Here is a 22,416-nt window from a genome sequence, read left to right as displayed (position 1 = left end):
TCGTCGTACGAGTCGGCGGGAATCAGCCCTTGGACGACTTCTTCTCCTCGGAGTCGTCGATGACGGCCTGCGCGACCTGCTGCATGGACATCCGCCGGTCCATCGAGGTCTTCTGGATCCACCGGAACGCGGCGGGCTCGGTCAGCCCGTACTCCGTCTGCAGAATCGACTTCGCCCGGTCCACGAGCTTGCGCGTCTCCAGCCGCAGGGAGAGGTCGGCGACCTCCTTCTCCAGCTCCCGCAGCTCGGTGAAGCGCGAGACGGCCATCTCGATCGCCGGCACGACGTCGCTCTTGCTGAACGGCTTCACCAGATACGCCATGGCCCCCGCGTCACGGGCACGCTCGACGAGGTCCCGCTGGGAGAACGCGGTCAGCATCAGCACCGGGGCGATCCGCTCCTCGGCGATCTTCTCGGCCGCGGAGATGCCGTCCAGCTTCGGCATCTTCACATCGAGAATCACCAGATCCGGCCGGTGCTCCCGGACCAGCTCGACGGCCTGCTCACCGTCACCGGCCTCACCGACGACGGTGTATCCCTCTTCCTCCAGCATCTCTTTCAGGTCGAGCCGGATCAGGGCCTCGTCCTCGGCGATGACGACACGGGTCGTCAGCGGAGGCACGTGCGACTTGTCGTCATCGGACACGTCTTGCGGCTGGGGCGACTCGGGGGCGCTCACGTGGGCTCCTTGTTGCGGGGCAGGCCGGTACTGCTTCCAAGCAGGGTACCTAGCTGCGTATGTATGCAGGGAACCGGTACACTCCCAGCAGCCCTGTTGCCGGGTTGATGGAAGGGTAGACATGATCGCCTCAAAAGCGATTGCCTGAAAGGGCGTGCGGGTTCGAATCCCGCACCCGGCACCTCTGAAGCGGAGGCTCACGTTCGCGTGAACCTCCGCTTTTTGCTGCACACGGCCACGATCAGTAACTCAGAGTGGCCGCATGAACTTCCATGGCACTGAAGTGCGACAGAAGGCCCTCACCCTGCTACGCAGCGGCGCGAAGAACGCGGACGTGGCCCGGAAGCTCAACGTACCGAAGGGGACTATCGCCTACTGGAAGCACACAGACCGAGCCAAACGCGGCGAGTGTCCCGGAAGGCATGATCCCAAGTGCCCAAGATGCGACGGGCGACGCCTTGACGAGCCCGCCTACGCCTATTTACTCGGCCTCTATCTCGGCGATGGCCACATCAGCCATTACTCCGGGCATCTCGTGCCCAATCTCATGATCAGCTGTACCGAATCATGGCCCGGCCTCATGGACGACTGCGAGGAGGCCATGCGCGCGGTCTTCCCCGGCAACTCCGTCTGCCGCGTCCGCAAGACCGGCTGCCGCAACGTGAAGGTCTACTCCAGGCACCTGCACTGCCTCTTCCCCCAGCACGGCCCCGGCAAGAAGCACGAGCGCCGCATCGCCCTCGAACCCTGGCAACAGGAAATCGTCGACGCTCATCCCTGGGAGTTCATCCGCGGCCTCATCCACTCCGACGGCTGCCGCATCACCAACTGGACGACCCGTATGGTCGCCGGTGAGCGCAAGCGCTATGAGTACCCGCGTTACTTCTTCGCCAACAAGTCGGACGACATCAGGACGCTCTGCACCGACACCCTCGACAAGCTCGGCATCGACTGGACGCACTGCACCCGAAACGGCAACCCGTACAACATCTCCGTCGCCCGCAAAGCCTCCGTAGCCCTCATGGACCTCCACGTAGGCCCCAAACACTGACCCCGCCCCTGGTCACTTGGAGCTGTCGTCCTCCCCGATGTGATGGACGCGCACCATGTTCGTCGTGCCCGACACCCCAGGAGGCGAGCCCGCCGTGATGACCACCGTGTCGCCCTTCTGGCAGCGGCCGTACTGCAGGAGCAGCTCATCCACCTGGTCGACCATCGCGTCCGTGGAGCCGGCGTGCGGACCGAGGAAGGTCTCGACGCCCCACGTGAGGCTCAGCTGCGAACGTGTCGCCGGCTCCGGTGTGAAGGCGAGCAGCGGGATGGGCGAGCGGTAGCGGGACAGGCGGCGGGCCGTGTCGCCTGACTGGGTGAAGGCGACGAGGAACCTGGCGCCCAGGAAGTCGCCCATCTCCGCCGCCGCGCGTGCGACCGCGCCGCCCTGGGTGCGGGGCTTGTTGGTCTCCGTCAGCGGGGGGAGGCCCTTGGCGAGGATGTCCTCCTCGGCGGCCTCGACGATCCGGGCCATCGTGCACACGGTCTCGACGGCGTGTTTGCCGACGCTGGTCTCGCCGGACAGCATCACCGCGTCGGTGCCGTCGATGACCGCGTTGGCGACGTCCGAGGCCTCCGCGCGTGTCGGGCGGGAGTTGTCGATCATCGAGTCGAGCATCTGGGTCGCCACGATGACCGGCTTGGCGTTGCGCTTGGCGAGTTTGATGGCGCGCTTCTGGACGATCGGCACCTGCTCCAGCGGCATTTCTACGCCGAGGTCGCCGCGGGCGACCATGATGCCGTCGAAGGCGGCGACGATGTCGTCGATGTGCTCGACGGCCTGCGGCTTCTCGATCTTGGCGATGACGGGGAGGCGGCGGCTCTCCTCGTCCATGATCCGGTGGACGTCCTCGATGTCGCCGCCGCTGCGCACGAAGGACAGCGCGATCACGTCGAAGCCGGTGCGCAGCGCCCAGCGCAGGTCGGCCTCGTCCTTCTCCGACAGGGCGGGTACGGACACCGCGACGCCGGGCAGGTTCAGGCCCTTATGGTCGGAGATCACGCCGCCCTCGACGACCGTGGTGTGGACGCGGGGACCGTCGACGGCGGTGACCTCCAGGCATACCTTGCCGTCGTCGACGAGGATGCGCTCGCCGGGGGTGACGTCGTCGGCGAGGCCCGCGTAGGTCGTGGCGCAGGTCTGGCGGTCGCCTTCGACGCTCTCCTCGACGGTGACGGTGAAGGAGTCGCCGCGTTCAAGGAGTACGGGTCCTTCGGCGAAACGACCGAGCCGGATCTTCGGGCCCTGAAGGTCCGCGAGGATGCCGACGCTGCGGCCGGTCTCGTCGGAGGCCTTCCGCACACGTTCGTAGCGCTCCTCGTGCTCGGCGTGGCTGCCGTGGCTGAGGTTGAGTCGGGCGATGTCCATTCCGGCGTCGACCAGTGCCTTGATCTGGTCGTACGAGTCGGTGGCGGGCCCCAAGGTACAGACGATCTTCGCTCGGCGCATGAGGCGAGCCTAGGGCTTACTCGCGGGTAGAGAATTGGTCCCGCGTGGCCGCTCAACAGACTTTGCGTGAAGAGTTGTTGACAAGTGTTGAATTGTGCGCCGGGGTGCTCTGATGAGCGTGCGAGGTGTTTCCTACAGACGCGGCGGCGTCATCGTGAAGCGCGCGTTCACCTGGGCGAAGACCCGCTGACGCTGTGGTTCGAGGTCGAGCGGGGCTGCTGCCATGTCCTCGGCGGCCGCGGCACGGGACATCGAGCGCATCCGGCCGGGTTGCTGCGGATGGTCGAGGGCGGCGTTCTCGGCGCCGATGTCGGCCAGTTCGACCAGCGCGGCCAGTGAGGTGCCCAGCGCCTCGGCGTATTCGCGGGCGCGCTGCACCGCTTCGCGCACCGCCTTCTGCCGGACCTCCCGGTGCGCCGGCGAGTCGGGGCGCAGCGCCCACCACGGGCCGTCGACGCGGGTCAGTTCCAAGTCGGCCAATCGGGTGGTGAGTTCGCCGAGGGCGGTGAAGTCGGTGAGCTCGGCGGTGACGTGCACGCTCCCGTGATAGGTGCGGACGCGTTCGCCGCGGCCGTGCTTGGTCAGCTCGGGCGTGATGGAGAAGGCGCCGGTCTCCAGGCGCTCCACGGCCTCGCCGTACGACTTCACCAGGTCGAGGACGGCGGCGTTGCGGCGGGTGAGGTCGTCGAGGGCGGAGCGCCGGTCGCGCCCGCGGGCGCTGACGGTGACGCCGATGCGGGCGATCTCGGGGTCGACTTCGAACCGGGCCTCGCCGCGGACGGCGATCCTGGGGGCGTCGGGGGTGCCGTACGGGACGGCGGGCTGGATTTCGTCTCCGAGGGGCGCGGTCATACGCCCCACTCTGTCACGTCTTACCTGGTTGGCGGCCTGTGGTTGACGGCGTCGGTCACCAGATCGAAACCTGCGGGATCTGTTGCGGCGGTCATGGACGGGTCAGAATCTACGCGCGTTGTTGACCTTGTCCAAACCTTCCGCCAAGTCAGCCGAGTCCCCGAGGAGCAGCAGACATGCCGTTGAACCGCCGCAAGTTCCTGAAGAAGTCGGCCGCGACCGGAGCGGGGGTGGCGGTCGCGGGCGCGGCGACGGCTCCGGCGGCGCACGCGGCGGAGGCCCGGGGTAAAAGGGCCAAGCGGTACTCCGTGACCGTCCTGGGCACCACCGACCTGCACGGCCACGTCTTCAACTGGGACTACTTCAAGGACGCGGAGTACACCGACGCCCAGGGCAACGCGCAGGGTCTGGCCCGGATCTCGGCCCTGGTCCAGCGGGTCCGCGCGGAGCGGGGCCGGCGCAACACGCTGCTGATCGACGCGGGCGACACGATCCAGGGCACGCCGCTGACGTACTACTACGCGAAGGTCGACCCGATCACCGCCGAGGGCGGCCCGGTGCACCCGATGGCGCAGGCGATGAACGCGATCGGCTACGACGCCGCGGCGCTCGGCAACCACGAGTTCAACTACGGCATCGAGACGCTGCGCAGATTCGAGGCGCAGTGCGACTTCCCGCTGCTCGGCGCGAACGCGCTGGACGCGAGGACGCTGAAGCCGGCCTTCCCGCCGTACTTCATCAGGAAGTTCCATGTGAAGGGAGCCCCGCCGGTGAAGGTGGCCGTCCTCGGTCTGACCAATCCGGGCATCGCGATCTGGGACAAGGCCTATGTGCAGGGCAAGTTGACCTTCCCGGGCCTTGAGGAGCAGGCGGCGAAGTGGGTGCCCAAGCTCAAGTCGATGGGCGCGGACGTGGTGATCGTCTCGGCGCACTCCGGCTCCTCGGGCACCTCCTCCTACGGTGACCAGCTGCCGTATGTCGAGAACTCGGCCGCGCTGGTCGCGCAGCAGGTGCCGGACATCGACGCGATCCTCGTGGGGCACGCGCACGTGGAGATCCCGGAGCTGAAGGTCACCAACGAGAAGACCGGGAGGACGGTCGTCCTGTCGGAGCCGCTGGCCTACGCGGAGCGGCTGTCGCTGTTCGACATCGAGCTCGCTTTCAGCAGGGGCCGCTGGCACGTCGAGTCGGTCGCCGCCTCGGTGCTCAACTCGAACACGGTCGCCGACGACCCGAGGATCACCAGGTTGCTGACGGACGAGCACGAGAAGGTTGTCGCGTACGTCAACCAGGTCGTCGGCACCGCCACCGAGACCCTGACGACGGCCGACGCCCGCTACAAGGACGCCCCGATCATCGACCTGATCACCAAGGTGCAGGAGGATGTCGTCAAGGCGGCCCTTGCGGGCACCGAGTACGCGTCGCTGCCGGTGCTCTCGCAGGCGTCGCCGTTCTCGCGCACCTCGCAGATCCCGGCCGGGGAGGTGACGATCCGGGACCTGTCGAGCCTGTACGTGTACGACAACACGCTGGTCGCGAAGCTGATGACGGGGGCGCAGCTCAAGGCGTACCTGGAGTACTCGGCGGAGTACTTCGCGCGGACGGCGCAGGACGCGCCGGTCGACGTGGACAGGCTGACGAATGCGAACGGCCGCCCCGACTACAACTACGACTACGTGTCCGGCCTTTCGTACGACATCGACATCGCGCAGCCGGCCGGTGCGCGGATCAGGAATCTCACGTACAACGGCGCCGCACTGGCGGATGACCGGCAGTTCGTGTTCGCGGTGAACAACTACCGCGCGAACGGCGGCGGCGCGTTCCCGCACGTGGCCTCGGCCAAGGAGCTGTGGTCGGAGTCGACGGAGATCCGCACCCGGATCGCGGAGTGGGTGACCGCGAAGGGTGTGCTCGCCCCGGAGGACTTCGCGTCGGTGGACTGGAAGCTGACCCGGAACGGCACGCCCGTGTTCTGATCACAGCTTGAACGGGGTGACGTCGACGGCGTCGGCGGCGGCCTGCGCGCCGGCGTCGTTGAGGTGCAGGCCGTCGCCGCTGTTGAACTCCTCGCGGGTCCGGTCGGGCCGGTCCGGGTCCGCGACGGCGGCGGCGATGTCGGCGACCGCGTCGAAGGGGTGGCTGCGTTCGGCGCGGGCGAGGTGGTGCTCGCCGATCCCGTCGGTGAGCAGGCGGTTGCCGGAGATGCCCTGGTTGACGATCCAGCCGCCGGTGAGGCGGGCGTCCAGCAGGGCCGGGATGGTGTTGCCGGTGCCCGGGCGTGGTGTTCATGCCCTCGATCCAGGAGTCCCCGAAGGCCACGGCGATGCGGGTGCCCCGCGGGGCCAGGACGTCGAGGCCGGTGACGAAGTGGCCGGTGGTCAGCTCCTCGGCGCCGTCCAGGGTCGCGTCGGTGAGCCGGTTGCCGGGGGCGGCGTGGCCGATGTCGTACGGGACGGCGCTGTATGTGGTCAGGCCGGTGTCGCCCGGCAGGTAGAGGCTGAGGGAGAGTTCCTCGCCGGCGGTCACGGGCCGTTCGACGGGGTCGCTGACGATCTCCTCTCCGGGCGGGACGGTGACGGTCGTGGACCCGGCGAACCCAGGGCGGTGTCGGTCGCCGGGTCGATGCCGCTGCGGCCGGTGCGTCTGGCGGGGCGGGCCCCCGAGGGTCAGCCCTTGAAGTCGCCCGCGGCCGACGTTCCCGGTGGTACCGGTGGGCCTACGACGCCTCCCGCACCCGCAAGGCCCGTGCCAGGTCGTCGAGTTGGTCGAGCAGGCGGCGGCGCAGCTGCGGGGTCGGCTCGTTGTCGCGCAGGCACTCCTCGCCCAGCCGCAGGGTGCCGGCGTCGACGGCGTGGACGGGGAACGCCCAGCGGCCGGCGGCGTCGGCCATGGCGGGGCCGCGGCGGGCGGCGACGGCGACCGCGTCCGCGAAGAAGCGCGGCACGTACTCCCCTACCAGGTCGGCCTGTTCGGGCTGCCAGAAGCCCTGGGCGGTGGCTGTGAACAGGTAGTTGGAGAGGTCGTCGGAGGCGAACATCGCCTCCCAGGCGCGGCGCTTGGCCTCGGGGTCGGGCAGCGCGGCCCGGCAGCGAGCGGCGCCCTCCTGGCCGGTGGCACTCGGATCGCGTGCCAGCTCGGCGGCGATGGCGGCCTCGTCGGTGGCGCCGAGCACGGCGAGCCGGCCCAGGATGCGCCAGCGCAGCTCGGGGTCGAGTTCGGGGCCGCCGGGCACGATGCCGTCGGCGAGCCACGCGGCGACCGTGTCGGGCTGGTTGGCGGTGTCGATGAAGTGGCGTACGGCGATCAGGCGCAGCCCGGGGTGGTCACCGTCCTCGGTGCGGCGGATGAGGTCGCGGCACAGGGCGGTGAGAGTGGACCGGGCGGCGGGCCGGTCCTCGGGCCCGATGTACTGGTCGGCGATGTGGACGCGGGCGAAGGCGAGCACGCCCTGGACGAGCGCGAGGTCCGTCTCGTGCGGGAGGTGGGCGCGGGCGGTCTCCAGGTAGGCGGCGGGCGCGAGTTCGCCGTCGCGGACCGCGTCGCGCAGCGCGTTCCACACGACCGCGCGGGTCAGCGGGTCCGGCAGGCCGGCCAGGTCAGCGCGCACCGCCTCGAAGGACTCGGGGTCGAAGCGGACCTTGGCGTAACTGAAGTCGCGGTCGTTGAGCAGCAGCAGCGCCGGGCGCTTGCCGATGGGTTGCGCCTCGCCCTGCGGCAGGTCGAGGTCGATCCGCTCGCGCAGGGTGAGCCGGCCCTCGTCGGTGAGGTCGCGGTCGTACAGGCCGACGGCGATGCGGTGCGGGCGGCTGCCGGTGCGCTCCACGGTGAGCGTGTACGTGCCGTTGCCGCCGCAGCGCGTGACGCGGGGGCGGAGCGTGTCGACGCCGGTGGTGCGCAGCCAGGCGTCGGCCCAGGCGTGGACGTCGCGTTCGGTGGCGCCGGCCAGGGAGTCGATGAAGTCGGCGAGGGTGGCGTTGCCGAACCGGTGCCGGGCGAAGTGGGCGTTGATGCCGGCGAGGAAGTCCTTCTCGCCGAGCCAGGTGACCAGCTGGCGCAGCGCGGAGGCGCCCTTGGCGTAGGAGATGCCGTCGAAGTTGAGCAGCGCGGAGGCGGTGTCCTCGACGGCCTCGGGGGCGACCGGGTGGGTGGAGGTGCGCTGGTCGGCGTCGTATCCCCAGGCCTTGCGGGAGACGCCGAAGTCGGTCCAGGTGCCGAGGAAGCGGCAGGCCTCGTCGACGATCTGGTAGCCCATGTACTCGGCGAAGGACTCGTTCAGCCAGATGTCGTCCCACCACTTGAGGGTGACGAGGTCGCCGAACCACATGTGGGCCATCTCGTGGCCGACGACCACGGCACGGAGCTGCCGTTCGGCGTCGGTGACGGCGGAGCGGTAGACGAACTCGTCGCGGAAGGTGACCAGTCCGGGGTTCTCCATGGCGCCCGCGTTGAACTCGGGGACGAACGCCTGGTCGTAGGAGTCGAAGGGGTAGGGCTCCTCGAACTTCTCGTGGTAGCGGTCGAAGCACGCGCGCGTGACGTCGAGCAGTTCGTCGGCGTCCTCGTCCAGGTACGGGGCGAGGGAGCGGCGGCAGTGCAGGCCGAAAGGCAGGCCGCGGTGTTCGGTGCGCACCGAGTGCCAGGGGCCGGCGGCGACGGCGACCAGGTAGGTGGAGATCAGCGGGGTGGCGGCGGCTTCCCACCGGCCGTCCCCGATGTGTTCGGTGACGCCGTTGGAGAGGACGGTCCAGCCCTCCGGGGCCGTGACCGACAGGTCGAAGACGGCCTTCAGGTCGGGCTGGTCGAAGGCGGCGAATACGCGCTGGACGTCCGCCATGAACAGCTGGGTGTAGACGTAGGTCTCGCCGTCGCTGGGGTCGGTGAAGCGGTGCATGCCCTCGCCGGTGCGGGAGTAGCGCATGGCCGCGGCGACGCGCAGTTCGTGCTCGCCTGCGGTGAGGTTCTTCAGCGGCAGCCGGTTCTCGTCCAGGGTCTCCGCGTCGAGGGGCTGTCCGTCGAGGGTGACGGAGCGCAGCTCGGCGGGCTTGATCTCGACGAAGGTGTCCGTGCCCTTGTGGTCCCCGCGACTGGTGAACCTGATCACGGTGTTGGAGTCGAAGGTCTCGTCCCCGGTGGTCAGATCGAGTTCGACCGCGTAGTGGTGGACGTCGAGGAGCTCTGCTCGGGCTTGCGCTTCGTCGCGCGTCAGTACGGACATGCAGGCCATGCTGCCTGATGGTGCCGACCCGGCACAGGGGCGGATCGGTTCGTGAGCTATGTCCGGTCGTACGCGTCCTGTGTTCGGTCTTTTTCGAGCCCCCCGGCCGGTCCGAGCTCCCCGGCGTGCGCCCCCTTGGGCCGCTGGTACGGGACGTGGGCGTCGGGGTGCGGCAGGGCGGGCCGCGGTGGCGGGGCACTGGTCCCCGTGTGCTGGGTGTGACCTGCGGGGTCGGTGTGCTCGGCGAGCCGGGCGCGCAGCTCGCGGACCTCCCGCTCCAGGCCCAGCCGGCACTGGTGGGCGTCGTACAGATAGCGGACCTTGGTGCGCAGCGTCCAGGGGTCGACGGGCTTCATCACGAGGTCGGCGACGCCGAGGCCGAAGGCGGCGGAGGCGAGCGCCTGGTCGGAGCCGAAGCCGGTGAGCAGGAGGACCGGTATGTGCTGGGTCTGCTCCAGGCGCCGCATGTAGCGCACCACGTCCAGGCCGTTGACGCCGGGTATACGGACGTCGAGGAGCAGCAGGCCGACCCGGCCGCGCAGCACCTGCTTGAGCGCCTCGTCGCCGCTGGTGGCCCGGCCCAGCAGGTAGCCCAGCGGGGCCAGGGCACTCTCCAGTGCGTACAGCGTGTCCCTGTGGTCGTCGACGATGAGGATCCTGGCATCCGGCGGCATGGCCCAGCGCCCCCTTCCTCTGGACGACGAGACGGACAACCAGCGTACGTCCGGGCACTGACAGTGAGTACCTGTCACCTGACAACGCGTGCACAGCGCAGCACAGCATGCACCGTGCACACGTACCTGTCACTCCCCGGGGCGTCCGTCGAGCCCAGGGTCAGCCCGCGGTGGGTGCCGAGCCGTTCACCGCCTCGTCCGCGATGCGCTCGTGGTGGCGGATCACCTCGGCCACGATGAAGTTCAGGAACTTCTCGGCGAACGCCGGGTCGAGCCGGGCGCTCTCGGCGAGCGTCCGCAGCCGGGCGATCTGCCGGGCCTCGCGGACCGGGTCGGCGGGCGGCATCCGGTGCCGGGCCTTGAGGTGGCCGACCTGCTGGGTGCACTTGAAACGCTCGGCGAGCATGTGCACGACGGCCGCGTCGATGTTGTCGATGCTCTCGCGCAGCCGGGCGAGCTCCTCGCGGACAGCGGGGTCGACGTCGTCGGTTCCGGTGTTGCTGGTGGTCATGAAGGTTCAGCCTACGGGGCGGGCGGGCGGTCGATCATGGGGTGGAGCCGGAATCCGGCCGGGGAGATTCCGCGCGGATCCTCGTAGAGTGGTATCGGGGTCGGCGTCTTGGGGGTACAGGCGTGGCGAACGACGGACCGGTCGAGCACGGCTACCCGCACCTGGACATGGTGCGGGCCTCGATCACCGCGCTGTACAAACGGCTGTCGTACGACACCGTCCACACGTTCGCGACCAGCGTGCCCCCGGCCGACGTGGCGTTCTGCGACACCGACGACCTGTATCTGGGCGCCCAGCGCGTGGCCCGGGAGCTGGTGCGGCACTACCGGCTGCCGGACGCCCGGCTGGTCGTCAGTTTCCGGAAGATGACGCACGCGGCGAACGTCGAACTCGCCGCCGGGCCGGAGTACTTCGTCGAGCTGAACGACCGCTTCCGCACGCATCGGCGGGACATCGGCGCGGCCCTGGCCCACGAGGTGATGCACGTCTACCTGCACCGCCTCGACCTGTCCTTCCTGGGCACGCGGGACAACGAGATCCTCACCGACACGGCGACGACGTACCTGGGCGCGGGCTGGCTGCTGCTGGACGCCTACCGGGAGGACGCGGCGTCGTCGCAGAAGCTCGGCTATCTCACTCCGGAGGAGTTCGGGTACGTGCTGGCGAAGCGGGCGCTGGTGTTCGGCGAGGACCCCTCGGTGTGGTTCACGAGCCCGCAGGCCTACACGGCGTACGTCAAGGGCATGGCGCTGGCCCGCCGTGACGAGCAGCAGCCGCCGCTCACCGCGGCCGGCTGGGCGGGCCGCCGCCGCTACGCCCGCGACCGCCGGCACGCCCAGGACCACCACGTCGGTGGTCCCCGTCCCGGCGTCCCGTACGCCTTCACCCCCGACGGGCACGGGCCTCTCCGGGTGTCCTTCCCGTGCCCGACCTGCCACCAGCGGATCAGGGTGCCGGTGCGGGGGCGGGTGCGGGCGCGGTGCGGGTTGTGCCGGAGGGTGTTGGAGTGCGACACGTAGGCCGGCGGTTCATCAGTGGTGATCCCCGCGCGTGAGCTCCCGGAACTCCTCCACCGTCGGCTTCTGGATCCGCGTCTTCGGGCCGAACATGGCCTTCGCGAGGCGGGCGCGCAGGCGCTGGGACGGCCTGGCCCTGCGGCGGACGCCGCCCGCGTCGACCAGGGGGCCGAGTTCGTACGGCGGGTTCTGCTCGTGCTGGGTGAGGGTGAACAGCTGGCCCCGCGAGACGGGCTCGTGGATCTCGATGAACTCGCCGTGCGGCAGTCGTTTGATCGTGCCGGTCTCCCGCCCGTGCAGCACCTTGGCCCGGTCGCGGCGCTGCAGGGCGAGACAGATCCGTTTGGTGACGGAGAAGGCGATGACGGGCACCACGAAGACGGCGATCCGCACGAACCAGGTGATCGCGTTGATGGACAGGTGCAGATGGGTGGCCACGATGTCGTTGCCGCCGCCGATCAGCAGCACCCCGTACAGGCTCAGCCAGGCCACGCCGAGCCCGGTGCGCACGGGCGCGTTGCGCGGCCGGTCCAGGATGTGGTGCTCGCGTCTGTCGCCGGTGATCCACGCCTCGATGAACGGATAGACGGCGATGGCGAGCATGACCAGCGGGAACAGGGCGAACGGGATGAACACGCCCAGCGCCAGCGTGTGCCCCCACAGGTTGATCTCCCATCCGGGCATCACCCGGATCAGTCCCTCGGAGAAGCCGAGGTACCAGTCGGGCTGGGCGCCGGTGGTGACCAGGTCCGGGCGGTAGGGGCCGTACGCCCACACGGGGTTGATCTGGGCGATCCCGCCCATCAGCGCCAGCACGCCGAAGACGAGGAAGAAGAAGCCGCCCGCCTTGGCCATGTACACGGGCAGGAAGGGCATCCCGACGACCGACTTCTCGTTCCGGCCGGGCCCCGGGTACTGGGTGTGCTTGTGGTAGAAGACCAGGATCAGGTGCGCGGCCACGAGGCCGAGCATGATCCCGGGCAGCAGCAGGATGTGGACCGGGTAGAGCCGGGCGATGATGTCGTCCCCCGGGAACTCCCCGCCGAAGAGGAAGAACGACAGGTACGTCCCCACGATCGGGACCGACAGGATGGCGCCCTGCGCGAAGCGGACGCCGGTGCCGGAGAGCAGGTCGTCGGGGAGCGAGTAGCCGGTCAGGCCGGTGATGATGCCGAGCATGAGCAGGGTCCAGCCGAACAGCCAGTTCAGCTCGCGCGGCTTGCGGAAGGCGCCGGTGAAAAACACCCGCATCATGTGCGCCAGCATGCCGACGACGAAGACCAGCGCCGCCCAGTGGTGGATCTGCCGGATCAGCAGCCCGCCGCGCACGTCGAAGGTGATGTCCAGCGTGGACTCGAACGCCCTGGTCATGACCACGCCGTTGAGGGGCGTGTAGGAGCCGTCGTAGACGACCTCGGCGCTGCTCGGTTCGAAGAAGAGCGTCAGGTAGACGCCGGTGAGGATCAGGACGAGGAAGCTGTAGAGGCAGACCTCGCCCAGCATGAACGACCAGTGGTCCGGGAAGACCTTGCGCATCTGGGACTTGGCCAGCGCGTAGATGCCGAGCCGTCCGTCGGCCCAGTCGGCGACCTTCTCGCCCCGGCCGGGGGCCTCGCCGCGGGTGGCTCCCGCCGTCTCGTTCACCGGTCGTGCGCCGTCGCCGTCCATACGTCGTCGCCTCCCGTCGGATCTCCCCCAGGGTTGCACGGCGGTGCGGCCAGGCCAACGGGAGAACAGGCGCGGCTGAGCCAACGGGGCGAGCAGGCGCCCGAGCGACCGCCGGGATTCCGCCGGCGGGCGATGCGCTCCTCGATGCCGTACGGCTGCTTCCCGACCGCCCTGGCCTGTCCTGCACCGCGCCCCCAACGTGCTCCCCCTCCCGGGAGCCTTCTCCCCCCGCCCACCTGACGGAGAACATGGGCGCTCTCGAAGTCGCCCTCGCCGAGGACCGGTTCAAGCAGCCGGCCGCGTGAGGGGGGCCGGCCGGACGATCCCCAGGGCACGTGCGGCCGCCAGCCACTGCGGGAACTCGCCCACCAGCCGGTCCGTGAGGGGCCTGCTGCTCGGTCCGCCGTCGGTCTGGAAGACGACGAGGGCGGGGTCCTGCGCCTCGCTGTCGAGGTAGTGGTCGATCACGGCGTCATCGCCAGGTGGTAGTTGGTCCGGCCCATGTGCCCGAGGCCGCCGACGATCCGATCGATCCGCCCCTGATGGTCGGCCAGGTAGACCGCGGCCCTCTCCGTCCAGCCCGTGCCTGGCCAGCGACACCCTGGCGCTCTTGTACAGACCGACCAGCGCGGGCGCGCTCTCTTCGACCTTGCTGAGACTGATCGCGGCCATATGGCTCCCCCTCGGCCATCAGGATGGCCCTGAGGGTACGGCAGAGCGGCGACCCCGGCTTCCCGGCGGCCTGGAAGGCGGGGGGCGGGCGCCCGGTCTTCCGCACGGCCCAGGACACCAGGAGACGTACAAAATCTCCTGAGACATGCGGCGGCGCCTGCCCGGTCGTCCGGTCGGGGATAAGGGGGCAGGCGCCGTCTGGTGTTCCGTACGCCGTTGTACGGGACGTATGGGGAGCGGGTGTCAGACCATCAGCGCGCGGTCCGTCGGGCGGATCGGCGCCGGCAGGTCGCTCGCGCCGGTCAGGAAGCGGTCCACGCCGCGTGCCGCCGAGCGGCCCTCGGCGATCGCCCACACGATCAGGGACTGGCCGCGGCCGGCGTCACCGGCGACGAACACGCCGGGCACGTTGGTCTGGAAGTCGGCGTCGCGGGCGATGTTGGCGCGCTCGTCGAGGTCCAGGCCGAACTGGTCCACGAGGCCGTTCTCGCGGTCCGTACCGGTGAAGCCCATGGCCAGCGTCACCAGCTGAGCGGGGATCTTGCGCTCCGTGCCCGGCTTCTGGGTCAGCTTTCCGTCGACGAACTCGACCTCGGTGAGGTGCAGCCACTGGACGTTGCCGTCCTCGTCGCCCTCGAAGTGGGTGGTCGAGACGGAGTAGATCCGCTCGCCGCCCTCCTCGTGTGCCGACGTGACCTTGTAGAGCATCGGGAAGGTCGGCCAGGGCTGGGCGAGCGGGTTCCGCTCGTCGCCGGGGCGGGGCATGATCTCCAGCTGGGTCACCGACGCCGCGCCCTGGCGGTGGGCGGTGCCCACGCAGTCCGCGCCGGTGTCGCCGCCGCCGATCACGACGACGTGCTTGCCCTCGGCCGAGATCGGCGGGGTGACGTAGTCGCCCTCCTGCACCTTGTTGGCCAGGGGCAGGTACTCCATGGCCTGGTAGATGCCCGTGAGCTCGCGGCCGGGGACCGGCAGGTCACGGGCGGTCGTGGCGCCGACGGCCAGCACGACCGCGTCGTACCGCTTCTTCAGGTCCGTCGCCTTCAGGTCGCGGCCGATCTCGATGCCCGTGCGGAAGCGGGTGCCCTCCGCGCGCATCTGCTCGATACGGCGGTTGATGTGCCGCTTCTCCATCTTGAACTCGGGGATGCCGTAGCGGAGGAGGCCGCCGACGCGGTCGGCCCGCTCGTACACCGCCACCGTGTGACCGGCGCGCGTCAGCTGCTGCGCCGCCGCCAGGCCCGCCGGGCCCGAGCCGATCACCGCGACCGTCTTGCCGGACAGGCGCTCCGGGATCTGCGGGGCGACGTCCCCGGTCTCCCACGCCTTGTCGATGATCGAGACCTCGACGTTCTTGATGGTGACCGCCGGCTGGTTGATGCCGAGCACGCAGGCCGACTCGCACGGAGCGGGGCAGAGCCTGCCCGTGAACTCCGGGAAGTTGTTCGTCGCGTGCAGGCGCTCCGAGGCGGCGGCCCAGTCCTCGCGGTAGGCGTAGTCGTTCCACTCGGGGATCAGGTTCCCCAGCGGGCAGCCGTTGTGGCAGAACGGGATGCCGCAGTCCATGCAGCGAGAAGCCTGCTTGGAGATGACCGGCAGCAGCGAGCCGGGGACGTAGACCTCGTTCCAGTCCTCGACGCGCTCCTCGACCGGGCGGGACTTGGCGACCTCACGGCCGTGGTTCAGAAAGCCCTTCGGGTCAGCCATTGATCGCCGCCTCCATCATCTTCTCGTGGGTCTCCGACTCGGAGAGACCGGCCCGCTCGGCGGCGTCCTTGGCGGCGACCACTGCCTTGTACGTGCTGGGAATGATCTTGCTGAAGCGCTCGACGGCCGTGTCCCACTCGGCCAGGAGCTTCTCGGCGACCGTGGAGCCGGTCTCCTCCTGGTGGCGGCGGACCACGTCGTGCAGCCACTGCTTGTCGGTGTCGTCGAGTGCCTCGACCGCGTTCACGTTGCCGGCGTTGACATTGTCCGGGTCCAGGTCGATGACGTACGCGATACCGCCCGACATGCCGGCCGCGAAGTTGCGGCCCGTCTCGCCGAGCACGACCGCGTGACCGCCCGTCATGTACTCGCAGCCGTGGTCGCCCACGCCCTCGGAGACGACCAGCGCGCCGGAGTTGCGCACGCAGAACCGCTCGCCGACCTTGCCGCGCAGGAACATCTCGCCGCCGGTCGCGCCGTACGCGAGCGTGTTGCCCGCGATCGTCGAGTACTCGGCGAGGTGGTCGGCGTTCCGGTCCGGACGGACGATCACACGGCCGCCCGAGAGGCCCTTGCCGACGTAGTCGTTGGCGTCGCCCTCCAGGCGCAGTGTGACACCGCGCGGCACGAAGGCGCCGAAGGACTGGCCCGCGGAGCCGGTGAAGGTGATGTCGATGGTGTCGTCGGGCAGGCCCGCACCGCCGAACTTCTTCGTCACCTCGTGGCCGAGCATCGTGCCGACCGTGCGATTGATGTTGCGGATCGTGACCTGGGCGCGCACCGGCTGCGCGTCTGCGGCGCTGGAGGCGGCGAGCGCGTCGGCGGCGAGCTTGATCAGCTCGTTGTCGAGTGCCTTCTCCAGGCCGTGGTCCTGGGCGATCACCTGGTGGCGCACCGCGCCGTCGGGCAGGTCGGGCACGTGGAACAGCGGGGCCAGGTCCAGGCCCTGCGCCTTCCAGTGGTCGACCGCGCGGGTCACGTCGAGGGTCTCGGCGTGGCCGACGGCCTCCTCGATGGAGCGGAAGCCCAGTTCGGCGAGGAGCTCGCGGACCTCCTCGGCGATGAACCGGAAGTAGTTCACGACGTACTCGGCCTTGCCGGAGAACCGGTCCCTGAGGGTCGGGTTCTGCGTGGCGATGCCGACCGGGCAGGTGTCCAGGTGGCAGACGCGCATCATGACGCAGCCGGAGACGACGAGCGGCGCGGTCGCGAAACCGAACTCCTCTGCGCCGAGCAGCGCGGCGATGACCACGTCACGGCCGGTCTTCAGCTGGCCGTCGGTCTGTACGACGATCCGGTCGCGCAGGCCGTTGAGCAGCAGCGTCTGCTGGGTCTCGGCGAGGCCGAGCTCCCAGGGACCGCCCGCGTGCTTCAGGGAGGTGAGCGGGGAGGCACCCGTGCCTCCGTCGTGACCCGAGATGAGGACGACGTCCGCGTGCGCCTTCGACACACCGGCCGCGACCGTGCCGACGCCGACCTCCGAGACCAGCTTGACGTGAATCCGCGCCTGCGGGTTCGCGTTCTTCAGGTCGTGGATCAGCTGGGCCAGGTCCTCGATGGAGTAGATGTCGTGGTGCGGCGGCGGCGAGATGAGGCCGACACCCGGCGTCGAGTGACGGGTCTTCGCCACCCACGGGTAGACCTTGTGGCCGGGCAGCTGGCCGCCCTCGCCGGGCTTGGCGCCCTGGGCCATCTTGATCTGGATGTCATCCGAGTTGACCAGGTACTCGGAGGTCACGCCGAACCGGCCCGAGGCCACCTGCTTGATCGACGACCGGCGCGCCGGGTCGTACAGGCGCTCCGGGTCCTCGCCGCCCTCACCGGTGTTGGACTTGCCGCCCAGCTGGTTCATGGCGATGGCGAGGGTCTCGTGCGCCTCCTGGGAGATGGAGCCGTACGACATGGCGCCGGTCGAGAAGCGCTTGACGATCTCGGAGGCGGGCTCGACCTCCTCGATCGGGACCGGCTTGCGGCCATGGATACCGGACTTGAAGCCGAACAGGCCGCGCAGCGTCATCAGGCGCTCGGACTGCTCGTTCACGCGCTCGGTGTACTTCTTGAAGATGTCGTAGCGGCCGGTGCGCGTGGAGTGCTGGAGGCGGAAGACCGTCTCCGGGTCGAACAGGTGCGGCTCGCCCTCGCGGCGCCACTGGTACTCGCCGCCGATGTCCAGCGCGCGGTGCGCGGGAGCGATGCCGGAGGCGGGGTATGCCTTGGCGTGCCGGGCGGCGACCTCCTTGGCGATGACGTCGATGCCGACGCCGCCGATCTTGGTGGCCGTGCCGTGGAAGTACTTGTCGACGAAGATCTCGTCGAGGCCGACGGCCTCGAAGACCTGGGCGCCGCGGTAGGAGGCGACGGTGGAGATGCCCATCTTGGACATGACCTTCAGGACGCCCTTGCCGAGCGCGTAGATCAGGTTCTTGATGGCCTTCTCGGGCTCGATGCCCGGCAGGAAGGTGCCCGCGCGGACCAGGTCCTCGACGGACTCCATCGCCAGGTACGGGTTCACGGCCGCCGCGCCGTAGCCGATGAGCAGGGCGACGTGGTGGACCTCGCGGACGTCGCCGGCCTCGACCAGCAGGCCCACCTGGGTGCGCTGTTTGGTGCGGATGAGGTGGTGGTGGACGGCCGCGGTGAGCAGCAGCGACGGGATCGGCGCGTGCTCGGCGTCCGAGTGGCGGTCGGACAGGACGATCAGGCGGGCGCCGTTCTCTATCGCGGCGTCGGCCTCGGCGCAGATCTCCTCGATGCGCGCGGCCAGCGCCTCGCCGCCGCCGTGCACCCGGTACAGGCCGGACAGGGTCGCGGCCTTGAAGCCGGGCATGTCGCCGTCGGCGTTGATGTGGATGAGCTTGGCCAGCTCGTCGTTGTCGATGACCGGGAAGGGCAGCGCGACACTGCGGCAGGACGCGGCCGTCGGCTCCAGCAGATTGCCCTCCGGGCCCAGCCAGGAGCGCAGGGAGGTGACCAGTTCCTCGCGGATGGCGTCCAGCGGCGGGTTGGTGACCTGGGCGAACAGCTGGGTGAAGTAGTCGAAGAGCAGCCGCGGACGGTCGGAGAGGGCCGCGATCGGGCTGTCCGTACCCATCGAGCCGATCGGCTCGGCGGCGGCCTTGGCCATCGGGGCGAGGATGACGCGCAGCTCCTCCTCGGTGTAGCCGAAGGTCTGCTGGCGGCGGGTGACCGAGGCGTGCGTGTGCACGATGTGCTCGCGCTCGGGCAGATCGCCCAGCTCGATCTCGCCGGTTTCCAGCCACTGCGCGTACGGGTTCTCGGCGGCGAGCTGGGACTTGATCTCGTCGTCCTCGATGATGCGGTGCTCGGCGGTGTCCACGAGGAACATGCGGCCGGGCTGGAGGCGGCCCTTGCGGACGACCTTCGCGGGGTCGATGTCGAGGACGCCGACCTCGGAGCCGAGGACGACGAGGCCGTCGTCGGTGACCCAGTAGCGGCCGGGGCGCAGGCCGTTGCGGTCGAGCACGGCGCCGACCTGGGTGCCGTCGGTGAAGGTGACGCAGGCCGGGCCGTCCCAGGGCTCCATCAGCTTGGAGTGGTACTGGTAGAAAGCGCGGCGGGCCGGGTCCATCGAGTCGTGGTTCTCCCACGCCTCCGGGATCATCATCAGCACGGAGTGCGGCAGGGAGCGCCCGCCGAGGTGCAGCAGTTCCAGCACCTCGTCGAAGGAGGCGGAGTCGGAGGCGTCCGGGGTGCAGATCGGGAAGACGCGCGCGAGATCCTTGCCGTCCCTGCTCTCGCCGAACAGCTCGGAGATCAGCTGGGACTCGCGGGCCCGCATCCAGTTGCGGTTGCCCATGACCGTGTTGATCTCGCCGTTGTGTGCGACGAAGCGGTACGGGTGGGCCAGCGGCCACGACGGGAACGTGTTCGTGGAGAACCGGGAGTGCACGAGCGCGATCGCGGAGGCGAAACGGCGGTCGGACAGGTCCGGGAAGAAGGGCTCCAGCTGGCCGGTGGTCAGCATGCCCTTGTAGACGATCGTGCGGGCCGACAGCGACGGGAAGTAGACGCCGGCCTCGCGCTCGGCGCGCTTGCGCAGCACGAAGGCCTTGCGGTCGAGGTCGATATCCGTCGAAGGCTCCGCGATGCCGTCGCTGACGAAGATCTGCCGGAAGGCGGGCATCGTCGACCGGGCGGTGGCGCCCAGCAGTTCGGGGGCGACGGGCACGTCACGCCAGCCGAGGACCGTCAGGCCCTCCTCCGCGGCGATCGTCTCGATCCGCGAGACGGCGTCGGCGGCGGAGTCCTCCGGCAGGAAGGCGTTGCCGACGGCGTACGCACCGGCCTCGGGCAGCTCGAATCCGGCCACCTCGCGGAAGAAGCCGTCCGGCACCTGGGAGAGGATGCCCGCGCCGTCACCCGAGTCGGGCTCGGAGCCGGTGGCACCCCGGTGCTCCAGGTTGCGCAGCACCGTCAGCGCCTGCTCGACCAGCGCATGGCTCGCCTCGCCGGTGAGGGTGGCCACGAAACCGACACCACAGGCGTCGTGCTCGTTGCGGGGGTCGTACATACCCTGCGCAGCAGGGCGAGCATCCATGAACGACCAGTTCTGGCCATTCACGGAGTGCTGGGACGGCTGGCGCGGCGTACGCATCGGCTCTCCCGTCGTCGTCATGTGGCATATGCAGATTGCCGAGGGACGACGTTGGCCCTCTGCGGAGTGCAAAATTTCGTGCAGGTTACATGATGGAGCGGTTCTCGGGAACCGGGATATTCCGTTCCAACATGCGGACGCCGCGCGGGGGTACACGGCAGAGGCCCGCCCTTGGCGGCGGAGGTATGCGGGGGACGATCCGGACAGATCGATGTCCGTCGCCCCGGAGGAGCGGGGGGAGCGTCGTCGCCCACCCCACGGGTGCGCGTCAGGCCTCATTGCCCACAGCGCTTACGGCTCATGCCCCGTGGTTAAGCAATCGAAACCAGCGAGTAACGGCTACTTATGCGGCCCCTCACATAAGTGCGTGCTCAGCTATCCTACGGCGGTTCCGAACAGAGTGCCCAGGGCGTACGTCACACCGGCCGCGGCTCCTCCGAGCGTGAGCTGCCGCAGCCCGCTGAACCACCAGGTGCGCGCCGTCACCTTGGCCACCACGGCACCGGACGCGAAGAGCCCGATCAGCGCCAGCAGCACGGCCGGCCACAGGGAGTTCGCGCCCAGCAGGTACGGCAGTACGGGAACCAGCGCGCCCAGCGCGAAGGACCCGAAGCTCGACACCGCGGCGACGAGCGGCGAGGGCAGGTCGCCGGGGTCTATGCCCAGCTCCTCGCGGGCGTGTATTTCGAGGGCCTGCTCGGGATCCTCGGACAACTGCCGGGCGACCTCGCGGGCCAGCTTCGGCTCGACGCCTCTGGCCTGGTAGAGGGCGGCGAGCTCGGCCTCCTCGTCCTTCGGGTGCTTTCTCAGCTCGCGGCGCTCCACGTCCAGTTCGGCCTGGACGAGCTCGCGCTGCGAGGCCACCGAGGTGTACTCGCCGGCGGCCATGGAGAAGGCGCCGGCGGCGAGCCCGGCGAAGCCGCTGAGGACGACGGCGTGCTGACTGGCCGATCCACCCGCGACGCCGGTCATCAGGGCGAGGTTGGAGACCAGGCCGTCCATCGCACCGAAGACCGCGGGGCGCAGCCAGCCACCGTTCACGTCCCGGTGCGTGTGGTTGTCGCGGTGCGCCTCGTGCAGTACCGCATCGGTGGCGATGATGGCCATGCCGGATCTCCAGACAGGTTCTTCGGGCAGCTTCTTCAGACGCTTCAGGTGACTTCTTCAGAAGCCGGTTTAGACAACTTCTACTCTTCGACAACACCCAATCTAGGTTCCGAATTTCCTTCCCGCCAGCAAGGAAAGGCTGGGCTTACCTGCACTTTTCGACGTCGACCGGGTGACGCTGGGCCGCGTGGCATCGATCGCCTGCATCCCCTGGGTCCCCGCGCCCGGGGACGCCACCGAACTTCGTGAACGGGCGCGCGGCGCGCTGCTGGGCCGGGCCGTCGGGGGAGATCCGCGCCGCTGGGGCCGCATCAAGGGCGTGGCCGAGCACCCCGCGGGCACGGACGGCACCGAGTACGCGATCTTCTCGGGCCTGCTCCTGGCCCGGCACGGCTCCGCCCGCACCCCGGCCCATGTCGAGGCGGCCTGGCACGAGTGGATCGCGGACCGCGCCGAGGGCCCCTTCGGGGGGCGCGGGCTTCAGCGAGCGCGGCACGCTGGAGAACCTGCGCCGGGGCCTGGCCGCGCCCGTCTCCGCGCAGCACCGCCACACGTGGATCGACGGCCTGGCCATGCGCGCGGCACCCTACGGCGTCTTCGCGGCTGGCCGCCCCGCCGAGGCGGCCAGCCTGGTGGCGATCGACGGCTCGCTCAGCCACGACGGCGAGGGCATCTACGGCGGCCAGGCGGTCGCCGCGGGCGTCGCGGCGGCCATGGCCGGGGCGCCGACGGTCTCGGTCGTGGCCTCGGCGCTCGCGGTGGTCCCAGACGACTCCTGGACGGCCCGCTCGCTGCGCAGAGCGGCAGCGGTGGCCCACCGGGGCGAACGCGCGGTCCGCTCCGCGGTCGTCATCGGCGGCTGCCCCTGGACCGATCCTGGCCCCCGAGGCGGTGGCCCTCGCCTTCGGCGCGTACGCGGCCGCCGACGGCGACTTCGCCCAGTCCGTCCTGACGGCCGTCAACATGGGCCGCGACGCCGACACGACGGCCGGGGTGGCGGGCGCCTTGGCGGGCGCGGCCCAGGGGGTGTCGGCCATTCCGGCGGAGTGGGCCGCGAAGATCGGTCCGGCGCGGGGGAGTTGCCTGCCGACCATGGCGGGGCATCACGTGCTGGACATAGCGGAGCTGCTGGTGCCGGGGGCGCCTCGCCAGGACGGCTACGGCGTGCACGGCGCCCGCGCGATGGCGGCGGCCCTCGCC

General features: G+C 69.9%; 13 protein-coding genes, 1 tRNA gene and 2 pseudogenes. 5 read left to right on the top strand and 11 right to left on the bottom strand.

The window, feature by feature from the left end; all coding sequences use genetic code 11:
- Positions 1-22: 22 nt before the first annotated feature.
- On the bottom strand, positions 23-679 hold the full coding sequence (locus tag H8R17_RS06415; protein ID WP_187822156.1) for an ANTAR domain-containing response regulator: 657 nt from the start codon (positions 677-679) through the stop codon (positions 23-25).
- Between the two features lie 98 nt (positions 680-777).
- Between H8R17_RS06415 and H8R17_RS06410 the strand changes: the two genes are divergently transcribed.
- Together H8R17_RS06410 and H8R17_RS06405 are read left to right on the top strand one after the other, a co-directional pair.
- Positions 778-860 (top strand) — tRNA-Leu (locus tag H8R17_RS06410).
- Between the two features lie 81 nt (positions 861-941).
- Positions 942-1,730 (top strand): helix-turn-helix domain-containing protein, encoded by a 789-nt coding sequence (locus H8R17_RS06405; RefSeq protein ID WP_187822155.1) that lies wholly within the window; start codon positions 942-944, stop codon positions 1,728-1,730.
- A gap of 12 nt (positions 1,731-1,742) precedes the next feature.
- Here H8R17_RS06405 and pyk read toward each other — a convergent pair whose 3' ends face one another.
- Together pyk and H8R17_RS06395 are read right to left on the bottom strand one after the other, a co-directional pair.
- Positions 1,743-3,179 (bottom strand): pyruvate kinase, encoded by a 1,437-nt coding sequence (gene pyk, locus H8R17_RS06400; protein ID WP_187822154.1) that lies wholly within the window; start codon positions 3,177-3,179, stop codon positions 1,743-1,745.
- A gap of 132 nt (positions 3,180-3,311) precedes the next feature.
- The gene (locus H8R17_RS06395) at positions 3,312-4,031 is read right to left on the bottom strand and encodes an SIMPL domain-containing protein (RefSeq protein WP_187822153.1); all 720 of its coding nucleotides are present in this window, start codon (positions 4,029-4,031) and stop codon (positions 3,312-3,314) included.
- Positions 4,032-4,207: 176 nt separating this feature from the next.
- Here H8R17_RS06395 and H8R17_RS06390 point away from each other — a divergent pair, with 176 nt between their 5' ends.
- The gene (locus H8R17_RS06390) at positions 4,208-6,007 is read left to right on the top strand and encodes a bifunctional UDP-sugar hydrolase/5'-nucleotidase (protein WP_187822152.1); all 1,800 of its coding nucleotides are present in this window, start codon (positions 4,208-4,210) and stop codon (positions 6,005-6,007) included.
- Between the two features lie 740 nt (positions 6,008-6,747).
- Here H8R17_RS06390 and pepN read toward each other — a convergent pair.
- From pepN to H8R17_RS06375, 3 genes are all read right to left on the bottom strand, one after another.
- Positions 6,748-9,246: an aminopeptidase N gene (gene pepN, locus H8R17_RS06385; protein WP_187822151.1), complete on the bottom strand. Its 2,499-nt coding sequence runs from the start codon at positions 9,244-9,246 to the stop codon at positions 6,748-6,750.
- A gap of 56 nt (positions 9,247-9,302) precedes the next feature.
- Positions 9,303-9,920: a two-component system response regulator gene (locus tag H8R17_RS06380; RefSeq protein ID WP_187822150.1), complete on the bottom strand. Its 618-nt coding sequence runs from the start codon at positions 9,918-9,920 to the stop codon at positions 9,303-9,305.
- A 160-nt stretch (positions 9,921-10,080) separates the two neighbouring features.
- Entirely contained in the window at positions 10,081-10,431 is a 351-nt protein-coding gene (locus H8R17_RS06375; protein ID WP_187822149.1) for a chorismate mutase, read from the bottom strand.
- Positions 10,432-10,553: 122 nt separating this feature from the next.
- Between H8R17_RS06375 and H8R17_RS06370 the strand changes: the two genes are divergently transcribed.
- Positions 10,554-11,450 carry a hypothetical protein gene (locus H8R17_RS06370; protein WP_187822148.1) on the top strand — a complete coding sequence of 299 codons (897 nt, stop codon included), beginning with the start codon at positions 10,554-10,556 and terminating at the stop codon, positions 11,448-11,450.
- A gap of 12 nt (positions 11,451-11,462) precedes the next feature.
- On the opposite strand, the gene H8R17_RS06365 is transcribed toward H8R17_RS06370, so the two are convergent.
- From H8R17_RS06365 to H8R17_RS06345, 5 genes and pseudogenes are all read right to left on the bottom strand, one after another.
- On the bottom strand, positions 11,463-13,115 hold the full coding sequence (locus H8R17_RS06365) for a cytochrome bc complex cytochrome b subunit (protein ID WP_187822147.1): 1,653 nt from the start codon (positions 13,113-13,115) through the stop codon (positions 11,463-11,465).
- Between the two features lie 285 nt (positions 13,116-13,400).
- Positions 13,401-13,787 (bottom strand): annotated as a pseudogene (locus H8R17_RS06360) (VWA domain-containing protein).
- A 243-nt stretch (positions 13,788-14,030) separates the two neighbouring features.
- Positions 14,031-15,494, bottom strand: coding sequence for a glutamate synthase subunit beta (locus H8R17_RS06355; protein ID WP_187822146.1), 1,464 nt, complete (start codon positions 15,492-15,494; stop codon positions 14,031-14,033).
- A complete protein-coding gene (gene gltB / locus H8R17_RS06350; protein WP_187822273.1) occupies positions 15,487-20,109 on the bottom strand; it encodes a glutamate synthase large subunit in 4,623 nt (1,540 codons plus the stop codon). Before gltB ends, H8R17_RS06355 begins: the two co-directional genes overlap by 8 nt.
- Positions 20,110-20,484: 375 nt before the next feature.
- The gene (locus H8R17_RS06345) at positions 20,485-21,216 is read right to left on the bottom strand and encodes a VIT1/CCC1 transporter family protein (RefSeq protein ID WP_187822145.1); all 732 of its coding nucleotides are present in this window, start codon (positions 21,214-21,216) and stop codon (positions 20,485-20,487) included.
- Between the two features lie 413 nt (positions 21,217-21,629).
- Between H8R17_RS06345 and H8R17_RS46420 the strand changes: the two are divergent.
- Positions 21,630-22,203 (top strand): annotated as a pseudogene (locus H8R17_RS46420) (ADP-ribosylglycohydrolase family protein); the annotation flags it as partial.
- Positions 22,204-22,416 lie beyond the last annotated feature (213 nt).

Origin of the sequence: Streptomyces sp. TRM68367 (assembly GCF_014495685.1) — a bacterium.
Taxonomy (GTDB): Bacteria; Actinomycetota; Actinomycetes; order Streptomycetales; family Streptomycetaceae; genus Streptomyces.
The sequence above is the reverse complement of the archived record's forward strand: the minus strand, read 5'-3'. Positions and strand labels throughout refer to the sequence as shown.

Excerpts from the sequence above, each read along its gene's own strand:
- H8R17_RS06395 (WP_187822153.1), bottom strand. The coding sequence starts at position 4,031 with ATGACCGCGCCCCTCGGAGACGAAATCCAGCCCGCCGTCCCGTACGGC.
- H8R17_RS06365 (WP_187822147.1), bottom strand. The coding sequence starts at position 13,115 with ATGGACGGCGACGGCGCACGACCGGTGAACGAGACGGCGGGAGCCACC.
- pyk (WP_187822154.1), bottom strand. The coding sequence starts at position 3,179 with ATGCGCCGAGCGAAGATCGTCTGTACCTTGGGGCCCGCCACCGACTCG.
- H8R17_RS06345 (WP_187822145.1), bottom strand. The coding sequence starts at position 21,216 with ATGGCCATCATCGCCACCGATGCGGTACTGCACGAGGCGCACCGCGAC.
- H8R17_RS06405 (WP_187822155.1), top strand. The coding sequence starts at position 942 with ATGAACTTCCATGGCACTGAAGTGCGACAGAAGGCCCTCACCCTGCTA.
- gltB (WP_187822273.1), bottom strand. The coding sequence starts at position 20,109 with ATGCGTACGCCGCGCCAGCCGTCCCAGCACTCCGTGAATGGCCAGAAC.
- H8R17_RS06355 (WP_187822146.1), bottom strand. The coding sequence starts at position 15,494 with ATGGCTGACCCGAAGGGCTTTCTGAACCACGGCCGTGAGGTCGCCAAG.
- H8R17_RS06375 (WP_187822149.1), bottom strand. The coding sequence starts at position 10,431 with ATGACCACCAGCAACACCGGAACCGACGACGTCGACCCCGCTGTCCGC.
- H8R17_RS06380 (WP_187822150.1), bottom strand. The coding sequence starts at position 9,920 with ATGCCGCCGGATGCCAGGATCCTCATCGTCGACGACCACAGGGACACG.
- H8R17_RS06390 (WP_187822152.1), top strand. The coding sequence starts at position 4,208 with ATGCCGTTGAACCGCCGCAAGTTCCTGAAGAAGTCGGCCGCGACCGGA.
- pepN (WP_187822151.1), bottom strand. The coding sequence starts at position 9,246 with ATGTCCGTACTGACGCGCGACGAAGCGCAAGCCCGAGCAGAGCTCCTC.